The sequence below is a fragment of the Coprobacter fastidiosus genome (assembly GCF_982245605.1).
In genome coordinates this window covers 59,515-71,978 of the sequence record NZ_CEVCIF010000012.1, presented here as the reverse complement: position 1 = coordinate 71,978, position 12,464 = coordinate 59,515, and the positions used below count along the sequence as shown (strand labels likewise).

Here is a 12,464-nt window from a genome sequence, read left to right as displayed (position 1 = left end):
TAGAGCATCTGACTACGGATCAGAAGGTTACAGGTTTGAATCCTGTCGGAGTCACTTTTACAGTTCTCATATTTATGAAGGACTGTTTTTTATATATTAACAACCGAATATGATGACCATACGTCTGGCAAAAGAAAATGATATAGAAGAAATCATGGGATTAATTACCAGGACGGTAATATCCGGACAATCATCTTCTGGTTGGAACGAAACTTACCCCACCAAAGAAATTTTCGTTAAAGATATAGATAATCAGTATCTATATGTTTATGAAGACAACCATATTGTCATCGGCATCATATCTCTTATTCCCGGACCAGATCCCGACTACCAAAGTATTATATGGAAAAATTCCGGAACATCACCCTTAGTATTACATCGACTATGTGTTGATCCTCATCGACAAAGAGAGGGCATCGGAAGCCGATTAATGAATTTTGCAGAAACATTTGGCCGTGAACAGGGATACACATCGTTACAACTGGATACCCGCATCAGCAACCATACAGCAGCAAACCTTTATGAACAATTAGGATATACAAAAACCGGAACGATAACAAGAAATCGAGGGATTTTTATATGCTATGAAAAAAAACTCTGATAAAACAAGTGCATTTCTCTATATAAAATAATATCGACTTTTGGAATATATCAATCTATTTTCAATATATTTGAATTGAGAATTCATCAAAAAAAGGGAATTATAAGTTTTAAGCTCTATTATACAAACTTTTAAGCAATAATCATATATTTATTGTGTAAATTTTTGCAGTCAAGTACAAAAAGAACAAAAAAAATATATTAATATTGCTCTTAAATTCAACAATATATATTTTAAATTATTATTTTAAAAGTCTGTATATAAATAAATTATACACATTGGAGAAATTCCCTTATCATTTAACAACAAAAGGGAAATCATAAATTATGAAATTTGAAGAGAAAAATATATTGATTGAAAAAGGAAAAATAGAACAAGAATATAATCTATTATTCAAACGGTTATATCCGGGATTGATGTTTTATGCAAATCGCTTTTTGGATGAAGATGAGGCAGAAGATGTAGTACAAGATGCATTTGTAGAATTATGGGAAAAACGAAATGAAATAGACTTAGGAGATTCTATCCACACATTTATGTACCGTTCGGTTTATTTTAAGGCTATCAACATAATTCGACATAAAAATGTAGAAAATAATTACTCTCAATCTTTAATTGATATATACCAAAAGAAAATAGATTACTTTCATCCGGATGAAAACGATACGATCCGAAAAATGGAAAGTAACGAAATCAATAAAGAAATTTTCTCGGTAATAGAGTCTTTACCTGAAAAATGTAAAGAGGTCTTTAAACTGAGTTATCTCAATGATATGAAAAATAAAGAAATTGCTGAATTACTGAATATTTCTTTACGAACTGTAGAAGCCCATATGTATAAAGCATTAAAATTTCTTCGTGCTAATTTATCCCACTTGATGCCTGTTATTTTATGGATACAAGTATTTTTTATGAAATACAAGTAAGTGTTTTACAGCAACCAGTTGTTTTTTTATAATAAAAGATTTATATAATGAATGAATTAGACGAAATACTATTATTGAAATATTTACAGAACAACTGCTCAGAAGAGGAATTAGCGATCGTTAATTCGTGGATGAACTTGTCTAAAGATAATCGTAATCGATTATTAGAGATGGAAAGAATTTGGCATTCCGGAGACAAAATCCGTTTTGCAAAAGAGAGTCATATACTCCGCGCCGAGAAACTTTTATATAGCCGAATCAAAGATATAGAAGAAAAGAAACAAAATATCAGCAAATCAAAGTGGCTATATTCTACAATAAAATACGCAGCCGCCATCATCATTTTATTCATCGGAACATACTTTGCGATAAATTACTTCGGATTTAATGTGACTGATTATGAGATTGTCACTACTTCAAAAACCGATCCTGTACGGCAGATTATTCTACCCGACGGTACGAAAGTGTGGTTAAACCACTCTTCTATTCTAAAATATCCTAAAAAATTTACTGAAAAGAAACGAGTTGTAGAATTAGAAGGTGAGGCTTATTTTGAAGTAACAAAAGATACCAAACGCCCGTTTTCAGTACAGAATGAAACTTTAGACGTACAGGTGCTCGGAACTGTATTTAATATGAATTGCGATAAAAATAGACAATTGGCAGAAGTTTCTCTAATTCGCGGATCTGTCAAAGTCACAGGAAAACATGACGAAGGAATGATTGTTCTTTCGTCGGGACAAAAAGCTGAATTAAACAAATCAACGAAACAAATGCACGTAAGAACATTCAATACGCAACTCGATGCAGTTTGGCATGACGGAATGATTCCATTCGAAGATGCGACAATCTCAGAAATCGTTTCGACCCTTCAACATTTATACAAAACAGAGATCATTCTATCTCCAGACATCGATAAAAGCACTTACTCCGGAGTTCTTTATCAAAAAGAAAACCTCGACTCCGTATTACTTAATTTGACATTGGCCATGCCGATAGAATATACAAAAAATGAAGGCAAAATATACATAAAACCGATTAAAAGATAAATCATTTCATACAATAATTATTTAACCTTAAACGGCGACAGGCAAGAAAGCGATTCTTTCTTGCCTGTCACTGTTTAAATTTTGTAACTCAAAAAAAAAAATCAAATTCAATACGAAAAAAACAAATTTTCGAGTAAGTGTTTTCTCAAATACGACTGTTTTATATGCAAAGGGGAAAAAACAAAGGAATTTATCCCTTTATGTGTTTGATTCAATAATAAATACCTATGAAAAATGTTTTAACAAAAAAGAGGCATATAAAAATAGCCTCGATGATTCTGTTCTTGTTTCTTTCTACACACTTAACATTCTCACAAGTTACTTTGTCTCTTAAAAACGGGACTTTAGGAAACATTATCCAAACAATTAAAACTCAAACTGAGTATAAGTTTTTTTATGATGACGAACTAACCAAACTGAAGGTCGGAGATATAAACGAAAAAAATATCCCGGTAAAAGAGTTATTAAACAAAGTATTGCCACCCATCGGCGTCACTTATAAAATAGATTCTCAAATCATTTATCTATACCCCAATAAAAAAGAAATAAAATCTACGCCGAAGGAAAAAGACTCAAAACAAATTATAAAAGGACAAGTAACCGATGCTTCAGGAGAACCTCTAATCGGGGTCAGCGTATCCGTAAAAGGATCGACATCCGGAACAATGACCGACATGGACGGAAATTATACATTAATCGTTCCGGAGGGATATAAAGATATTCAATTTTCTTACGTCGGCTTTAAAACCGAACAGCACGCAATTAAAGGAGATAAAATTAACATTCAAATGCAAGAGGATACTCATACCCTCGACGAAGTCGTCGTTACGGCATTGGGAATCAAAAAAGAGAAAAAAATGTTAGGATATTCGGTACAAGAAATAAAAGGCGACAAGCTCAACCAAACCGGAGATCCGTCTATAACAGGAGCTTTACAAGGGAAAGTTGCAGGTTTGCAAATGACCACATCAAATACCGGATTAAATGGATCTACCAAAATAACCATACGAGGCAATAGCTCTCTCGTAGATAATAATCAACCGTTATGGATCGTAGATGGCGTCCCTTTTACAGAAGAAAGTACTTCCACTGCTTCTGCATACAGCGGATATGACCGAGGAAGTACTACTGTCGATATTAATCCAGAAGATATCGAATCAATATCCGTTTTGAAAGGTCCTAATGCTGCTGCGTTATACGGATCAAGAGCCGGAAACGGAGTGATCTTAATTACTACGAAAAAGGGGACAAAGTCTAACGGATTCGGAGTCACATACAACAACAACTTTACATGGACTCAAGTCGCTTCGACATTGGAAATGCAAGATAAATACGGTCAAGGAACAAATGGTATATACAGTGACACGCCTTATAGTTTCGGGCCAGAGCTTGACGGACATGAATATACGACTTTTACCGGAGAAAACATCCCTTTTCAAAAATACGGAAATAAACTAAAAGATTTTTTCGATACGGGATTTGCTCAGACTCATAACGTCGCTATCGGAAACGTAAAAGAAGATTCTAATTACAGGGCATCTTTCGGAAGTACAAATGCCAACGGCATATTTTCCCGTGAAAAGATGAATAAAATCAATGTAGATCTGACTGCTGGGATGAAAATGAATAAATACTTGTCTATGGATTCCAAAATATCTTTATCTCGCACTAAAACCGAAAATCGTCCCCTCTACGGGAAAAACGGTATTGTATATCAACTATTATTCATACCCAATAATATCCGGTTAAGTGATTTGAAAGATCATTATATGTCTCCTGAAAAAGCTCATATCAATTGGACAGGACCTTTTGAAGAAGTATTAAATCCCTATTTTATAGAAAATCAATACAGCAATAATGACGAACGCTGGAGGGCATTCGGTTACTATACTGCAAAACTGAACTTTACCGACTGGTTACATGGCTCAGCCAAATATGCTTTCGATTATTATAACACAACCTTCAAAACTACGGACATTACCAAATGTCTGGATGTCACGACTCTAGACGAACAAAAACAAGATCGATTAGACCGATCAGAAAGTCGTTTCTTCGAACAAAATGCAGAATTTATGTTGTTAGGAAATAACAATATCGGAGACCGCATACAAATAGGTTACTCTTTAGGAAGTAATATCATGATTCAACAAAGGACAGGACTAGATGCATTCTCTGTAAACATGCGAAAAAAATTAGTATGGCAGATGAATTCCGCATTAGGTGTAAACGGAGCGAATGCTTCATATATGAAAAAACAGATCAATTCGGTTTTCGGAACTTTCCAATTTACATTTGACAATTATCTTACTCTCGACTTGACAGCGCGAAATGACTGGTCTTCTACATTACCTTCAAATAACCGGTCATTCTTTTATCCTTCTGCCAATTTAAGTTTTGTAGTAAGCGATTTTATTCGTAATCAAAATTGGGCGCTTCCGGCTTGGTTAACATTCGCAAAAGTAAGACTTTCGGCGGCACAAGTAGGTAAAGATACCGATCCATATCAACTGTGCAACTGGCTGAATTATAAGCAAAACGGGAATACAGGAGATTTAACTTCTCCCGATACTTCAATCAGAGCTAATGCTACCTTAAAGCCTGAAATCTCTACTTCGTATGAAGGCGGATTAGAATTAAAATTTTTGCAAAACCGGTTAGGAATAGATTTTACCTATTATAACAGTCGGACAAAAAATCAAGTGTTAATAGTCCCGATGACCGGTTCTTTCAACGGAAAATATATCAATGCCGGACTGGTAAGCAATAAAGGGGTAGAACTCATGCTATACGGTACTCCTGTAAAAACTAAAGATTTTTCATTTGATCTTACAATAAACATGGCTCACAACCTCTCTGAAGTGGTAGAACTAACACCAGAAAAAAAAGAAGTCATATTTAACGAAGGAGAGTCTAACTTTATCATAGACGTCGGAGCTCGTGAAGGAGGGAAATTAGGAGATATCTACCCGATACAATCTTACAAACGCGATAACAACGGAAATATCATTATTCGCGATGGTTACCCATTGATCGAAGAAAGCAAAGGTAATGACCGTAAAGCGATCGGTAATATACAACCTAAATTACTAATGTCTGTTACTCCGTCATTTGCATATAAAGGTATTTACCTGACTGCACTTTTCGACATGAAATTCGGTGGAGATATAGTATCCATGTCCGAATCGGTAGCTACAAACTACGGTATGGCAAAACGCACAGAAAATCGGGGAACAATTACTGTAAAAGGAGTAAATGAAGACGGCACACCCAACACAACAGCCGTTGATGCAGAAAGTTACTACAAACGAATAGCCAACGTAGCAGAAGAATTCTTATATGATGCATCATTCATCAAGCTAAAAGAGCTGTCACTCGGCTACTCATTTCCCAAAACATTGTTGAAGAAAACTCCTTTTAACAGTTTAAAAGTCGCATTTGTCGCCCGTAACCTTTGTTATTTGATGAGTCACACTCCGGGAACAAGCCCAGAAGGAGGTTATGATACGACAATGTTTTCTCAAGCATTCGATTTCACATCCATACCTTATACACGAACATTGGGATTTTCTGTTAATGTCGGATTTTAATCATTTTATTTGAAAATATAAGATTATGAAATTACATTATATTACGATATCGGCAATACTTCTATCTGTGACATCATGTGCAGATTTCGATAAAATAAATATCGATCCTGAAAACTCTATATACGTAGGAGCTGGAGATACAGGGAATGACTCAAACGATGACGAACGTTCTACCAGTATAGATTTTCCTGAAACCATCCCGGATGACGAATTAGCTTTTGCCAAAGAAAACGAAGCATCTGTTGAGTCAGATTTTAAAACATTCTCGTATGAAGGGATGTACAACGATTATCAAAAAACGACAAACTTAACACATGATATATACGCAGGATATTTTGCCAACAACCACCCATCTTTCGTTAACGAGTCTCCCAACTATCGATATACCGATCGCTATTCATCAACACGCTGGGAACATTTCTATCGCGACCGTTGCAAAGAATATTCCCGACTAACCCGTGTATTCAAATATGTTAATCCCGAGAAATACAAAAACGCATTTTATATCACCCGTATCTATTTCGCCTTTTTGGGAGTACAAATGGTAGATACATACGGAAATATTCCTTTCTCAGATTATGTTCGGGGACAAAATCCGCGAGAAAAAGCCAGATACGATACAGGTGCAGAAGTATATGACATGTGTTTTCGCATTTTAGCCGAAGCCGTAGAAAACATAAATCCCAACGATGCAAGTCAATTCACATTCTCCGGGAATAATGATAATTGTTATCATGGAGATGCCTCAAAATGGGTCAGATTTGCAAATACTTTGCGGCTACGCATGGCTTTACGGATATCTAATTATGACCCGGATTGGGCTCGTAGGGAAGGAACTGCCGCATTAACAGCTAAAGGAGGATTAATTCAAAACAATGAAGATAATATGCGTACAATACCGAAACACGCTCCTACCGATTTAGGAGGAGACGGTATCGGTGGCAACGAAAATGTTCATGCCATGTGTAGCTATATTTATTTGGATGTCGTTATGTCTAAAGACATGGAACTGGCATATAAAACACAAAGTTCACGGGATGATCCTCGTATGCAGGTATGCTGGTACCGTCCCACACCGACAACTCAATTAAAAGATCAAGATACCGAAGATACTTCATCAGAGTTTACGGGATGCGCAATCGGCAGTTCCGATATAGACCGCTCTTCAGCTAAATATTCGGTAATACGCAGTTATTCAAGAAACTCTACGACATTAGACAACTCACGATGGTTTGGATATGCTCGTGAATCTGTATGGTTGAGTTATGCCGAAACAAAGTTTCTCCTTGCAGAAGCTGCATTAAGAAACTGGGGAACAGAAAAAGATGCAGAGACATACTTTAAAGAAGGAATTCAAGCATCCTGCGACTACTACGGAATCTTATCACGACTCACAACAGCTTATGTTAACGGAGTTATGAGCAACCTTGACGAAGGAGTATTTACTAACAACAAAGAAAAAGCTTTAGAAGCTATCATAACACAAAAATGGTTAGCTGTTTTCCCGAATGGAAACGAAGGCTGGGCAGAATTTCGTCGGACAGATTATCCCCGTCTACAAAACCATATCGGCAATATATCAGAAGATGTCCCCGTCGGAAAATTCATCAAACGCATCCGTTACCCGAACAGCGAATATACCAGCAATCAGGAGAATATACCCCAAAATTACATCGATCGTCAAGATACCAAGATATTTTGGGACATAGCTGATACAAATAATGATTCGGGAATCAGACAGACTCCTGACAATTTCAGATGACAATGTAGATTTTCGGATTAAAAATATGTAATGAAAAATGAAATTTATGACTAAGTGTTTTTATGACGACCATACGTTTTATAATTATTAAATATTGCACAACCAATAATACGTTAATTTTTAAATCATAAACCGATGAAAGTGAAAAAACTTTTTTTTCTTGTGTTGCTCTTTTTATGGAGCGGACAAATTGCAATGTCCCAACAACCTTATGCACCATGTTGGCATCCTCTAAATTTAAAAGGATGGAATCCGTCAATGGATCCCGATTTTCAGTTCAACAAAGCTACAATAAAATTGCAACCCCGTTTTCAAAACATAAATTTGAATGCAAATCCTTACCAACATTACGAGGGTCAATTATGCGCTATGATAACTATGAATGATGCATGCAGCACGACTCCATCTCAAGATGCTTTCAATTTCATCGGCTGCAACCCCACATTCTGGCAATACATCGATATATTGGTTTGGTGGGGAGGCTCTGCCAGCGAAGGTATCATCGTACCTCCCTCAGCCCCGGCAATCGATGTCGCCCACATGAATGGAGTAAAAATACTGGGAACTATATTTTTCCCACCATCAGCTTATGGCGGCACAGGAGAATGGATCGATCAAATGCTGACAATGGAAAACGGAGAATATATTTACGCTAAAAAACTATATGAAATCGCAGTTGCATACGGTTTTGACGGCTGGATGATCAATGAGGAAACTTATCATGGAGGAAATCCGGGATGGTCTGGATTTATCAAAGAATTTGAAGACTGTAAAAAAGCCGACGGCAATGATCACATGATTATCGGCTGGTACGACAATTCTATGAATGTAAGCTCTCGTCAAGGGCTACTACAAAACGGCATTTACTACATGCAAGAATACGCAAGTTCGAAACATATTAACGAAAATCTTCAAAGATGGTTAGGATTCGGCTGGGACGAAGAAGACTTTGTACAGAGAAATTATATGGGATGCCAACAAGATATAGCGAGCGATGAATTCAGTAAAATATTTTCGAAGAACAAACACAATGCTTCTGTTTTTATTTTTAAGCCAGAAGAAACGATTTGGAAAAAATTCGTAGGAAATCTTATCGGCAAACCTTCAGCATCCGGTGAAACGGCTTACTCTGCAATGAAAAGCTCTTTCAAAGCCGAATCTACTTATTGGGTACAAAATGCAAATCCTTCATCTACCGATGGTTGGAGTGCACAAGTTTGCGCTCTGTCCACAGCTATGTCCGAAAGATCTGTCATTCAAAATACACCTTTTATTACCTCGTTCAGTGCAGGATTAGGAAAGCATCGTTTTGTCAATGGAGAAAAACGAAATACACAAGATTGGTATCATAGAGGTATGCAGGACATTTTACCGACATGGCGCTGGTGGACCGAAGCAGGGTGTAATTTATCTTTCGATTACAATTGGGATGATGCTTATAACAACGGGACTTCTATCAGTGTCGAAGGTTCTTTGACTGCGAACAGAGATAACCTAATACGGCTATTCAAGACAAACATGATTATCAAATCCGGTGACAAAGTACAATTAGTTTACAAAACATCAGTATCGGGCTCGATTGAAGTTAAGTTAGGTACTTCTAACAACACCTCTGATTTAGAAACTTTCAAACTGAATACTGTAAAAACAGAAAACGGATGGACAATAGGTGAAGCCGACCTTTCCTCCATTTCAGGAAAAACGGTATGCGTCATCGCATTAAATTTCAAATCAACCTCAACAACCTCCTCCTATACAGCATCTTTAGGACAATTAGGTATATTCAACAAATCATATACACCTTCTGCTCTGCCGGTAACTAACTTAAAAACAGAAAGTAAATTAACAACAGAAGGAGGCGATCTAAGAATTACATGGGATGTACAAGAATCTACCGACGTACATCATTACAACATATACATGACTCAGGGAAACGAAAGAAAATTGATCGGTCAAACTCGTAACGGAGGTTTTTACATTCCTGAATTTAAACGTACATCCACAAACGAAACATCTGTAAAGATAGAAGTAGTTACAGTCTCTAACGATTATAAAGAAGGTATTCCCTCTGTTTTAGAAGTGAAATATCCTTCTCGTGAACAAATTACGGTCAAATGCTATGCTTCTCAAACCTTAGTAAAAACAGGAACTAATGTTACAATTACGGCGGAAGCCGATAATTCTCCGACATCATATACTTGGGCAATACCGCAAAATGCGACCTTGGTAAGCGGACAAGGTACTTCAAAAGCTGTTTTCAGCTTCTCACAGGAAGGTTTGTATGACATTTCCGTTACCGTGGCAAACGAAGTTGCCAGTGTGACCTATTCACAATCTAACATGATAGAAGTAAATAATGATAAGTCATTAGAACTGGTAAGTGTTGACAAAAGCATATATTCTTGCAGCAAATGGAACGAAGGAGACAATGAAGCTCCGGAATATCTGTTAGACGGTAAATATTCTTCCGATGATGTAACCATGCATGAGAAATGGTGTGCATCCGGCAATCGGGAATATACAGTTATTATAGACCTTGAACAGATATATAACATATACAGAACCCGCATAATGGACTGTCAGGTCGCAGAATCGGGAGATAATTTCAACAATTACCGAATATATATCAGCAAAGATGCACAAGATTGGAAACCCGTTATTGAAAAAACCGAACAGAGAAGTGTAAAAATTAAAGATGATTATATTGCTCCTACGGAAGGTCGCTATGTAAAACTCAATATATACGACAAATCTCCTTTTACAATACGAGTATGGGAATTTGAAATATACGGGACTGAATTAGGAGAACATTCTATTCAGCAACAAGAAGATCTTGTCATGGGTCTTTCTGCAGAACAAGAAAATAAACTTACATTTGACTGGGGCGGCGAAGCTGATGACGATTATGCTTTTACTGTCGAATCATTCAATGAAAACCTACTGACTACAGAAATAGGTAAAATCGATTTGCAAGCCAAAACCGTAAGCTATAAAATGAAAACCGGTACGGAACAAGGAGTTGCAAAGGTTGCCGTACATTTCAGAAAAGGAGAATATACCCGATCTACGATATTCAATGTGAATGTCACCGATCTGGAAAATATTAATCGAGCTGCCGGAAAAATAGCTACGATCCTAAAAGCCGGTACAGGTTATGATGAGGACGATGGCATGACTCAATATCCTTCCATCAAAAAACATATAGAATATCTGACCGACGAAAACGATGAAACATTCGCAATGACATCTTATGATGAGGTAGATACCGAATTAGAGTTTGATTTAGGGGCTATTTACGGAATCAATAAAGTCGAAATCGTACTGAAAAATATTTCCGGAGTAACTGCAGTTCCTAAGAATTTAAAATTTTATGCTGCCGATGACGAAACGAAAGAATATCGTGAATTTATCTCAAAATCCTGCAATGTAGGGACAAATACATACGAAATAAGCAGACAAAACATGCGTTTTGTAAAATTAGTTCTCCCTGCTACCGATGAATTAATGGGGTATGCCGTATGTGAAGTGCGCATTTTCGGAAAAGAAGTCGCAGATAAATATATGCCTTTAGAACTAAGCGGGTATAATATAGACATCATTGCTGAAAGCACTCCAATACAATCCTCTTCAGTTGCTATGAGCACTCAGACAAATAATCTACCGTCTTTTGTATGGGTTAGCCGGAGCATATTGCCAGAATACGGATTACCTGAAAGCGGAAAAATAACCAGCCAATCGGGAGTACGCTACCAATTAGCACCATATAACGGAGCTAATGCGGTTAAAAGTGTAGGAAAAGAAAATGCTATTCTCTCTTTAAATAAAGGAGTAAAAGCAAAAAAAATACATATTCTGGTAACCGCCGGTCCAGGAGATTCTCCTTATTCGACTACTAAAGCCGCCTATGCACGGGTAAGATATACTGACGGAACTACGGCAGACCACAATAACGGAAGCTTTTTCTGGATGAGAAGATTCAACAACCTAAATGAATCAGACCAACAAGTAACAGCCAACCCGATTGCAATAAAAGGAATAAAAGGCTACAATTGGAATAGTGAAGCTTTATTCGATTCAGAATGTTGTTTAGCAGAAATATCAATAAATACAAATCCAGAAAAGGAAATTGCATCCGTCGAACTGCAAGGTTACCAAAATGACGAATGGGGATATATTTTGGCGGCAACAGCAGAAGAAGTTAGCTGGATCGTAGGAATAGAAAAATCTACCGCAGACAATTCCGAAATCAAAATTTATCCGAATCCCGTACGAAAAGGAAATAGTCTGACCGTAGAAACTACCGATGCAAAAACAATACGTCTGATGACATTACAAGGAGTAACGATTTCTAATCAAAATATAAACACTCCGATAACGACTATTCAGACAGACAATCTGACAACAGGCACATATTTATTAATAATTTCCGGAAAAGACTATACAAAGACTATGAAGATCATCGTAAAATAATTCAAATTTTATAAAATCTAAAAAAGGCATTGAAAAATTTCAATGCCTTTTATTTTTATTCATTTTTTA

Annotated in this window: 6 protein-coding genes; all 6 read left to right on the top strand. The window is 36.6% G+C overall.

Annotated elements, in window-relative coordinates:
* Nucleotides 1–109 precede the first annotated feature (109 nt).
* The 6 genes from AC0UMU_RS04810 (at nt 110) to AC0UMU_RS04785 (ending at nt 12,395) form a co-directional block, all read left to right on the top strand.
* Complete coding sequence (locus AC0UMU_RS04810; protein ID WP_278716019.1) at nt 110–601, top strand: GNAT family N-acetyltransferase; 492 nt, start codon at nt 110–112, stop codon at nt 599–601.
* A gap of 326 nt (nt 602–927) precedes the next feature.
* A complete protein-coding gene (locus AC0UMU_RS04805; protein ID WP_009316648.1) occupies nt 928–1,527 on the top strand; it encodes an RNA polymerase sigma-70 factor in 600 nt (199 codons plus the stop codon).
* Between the two features lie 47 nt (nt 1,528–1,574).
* Complete coding sequence (locus AC0UMU_RS04800) at nt 1,575–2,576, top strand: FecR family protein (RefSeq protein WP_009316647.1); 1,002 nt, start codon at nt 1,575–1,577, stop codon at nt 2,574–2,576.
* Nucleotides 2,577–2,803: 227 nt separating this feature from the next.
* The gene (locus tag AC0UMU_RS04795; RefSeq protein WP_039927604.1) at nt 2,804–6,163 is read left to right on the top strand and encodes a SusC/RagA family TonB-linked outer membrane protein; all 3,360 of its coding nucleotides are present in this window, start codon (nt 2,804–2,806) and stop codon (nt 6,161–6,163) included.
* 25 nt (nt 6,164–6,188) lie between these two features.
* Nucleotides 6,189–7,925, top strand: a complete 1,737-nt coding sequence (locus tag AC0UMU_RS04790) for a SusD/RagB family nutrient-binding outer membrane lipoprotein (RefSeq protein ID WP_288640382.1) — start codon at nt 6,189–6,191, stop codon at nt 7,923–7,925.
* A gap of 135 nt (nt 7,926–8,060) precedes the next feature.
* Complete coding sequence (locus AC0UMU_RS04785) at nt 8,061–12,395, top strand: endo-beta-N-acetylglucosaminidase (protein ID WP_288640380.1); 4,335 nt, start codon at nt 8,061–8,063, stop codon at nt 12,393–12,395.
* The last annotated feature ends 69 nt before the right edge of the window (nt 12,396–12,464 follow it).

Excerpts from the sequence above, each read along its gene's own strand:
- AC0UMU_RS04790 (WP_288640382.1), top strand. The coding sequence starts at position 6,189 with ATGAAATTACATTATATTACGATATCGGCAATACTTCTATCTGTGACA.
- AC0UMU_RS04795 (WP_039927604.1), top strand. The coding sequence starts at position 2,804 with ATGAAAAATGTTTTAACAAAAAAGAGGCATATAAAAATAGCCTCGATG.
- AC0UMU_RS04785 (WP_288640380.1), top strand. The coding sequence starts at position 8,061 with ATGAAAGTGAAAAAACTTTTTTTTCTTGTGTTGCTCTTTTTATGGAGC.
- AC0UMU_RS04800 (WP_009316647.1), top strand. The coding sequence starts at position 1,575 with ATGAATGAATTAGACGAAATACTATTATTGAAATATTTACAGAACAAC.
- AC0UMU_RS04810 (WP_278716019.1), top strand. The coding sequence starts at position 110 with ATGATGACCATACGTCTGGCAAAAGAAAATGATATAGAAGAAATCATG.
- AC0UMU_RS04805 (WP_009316648.1), top strand. The coding sequence starts at position 928 with ATGAAATTTGAAGAGAAAAATATATTGATTGAAAAAGGAAAAATAGAA.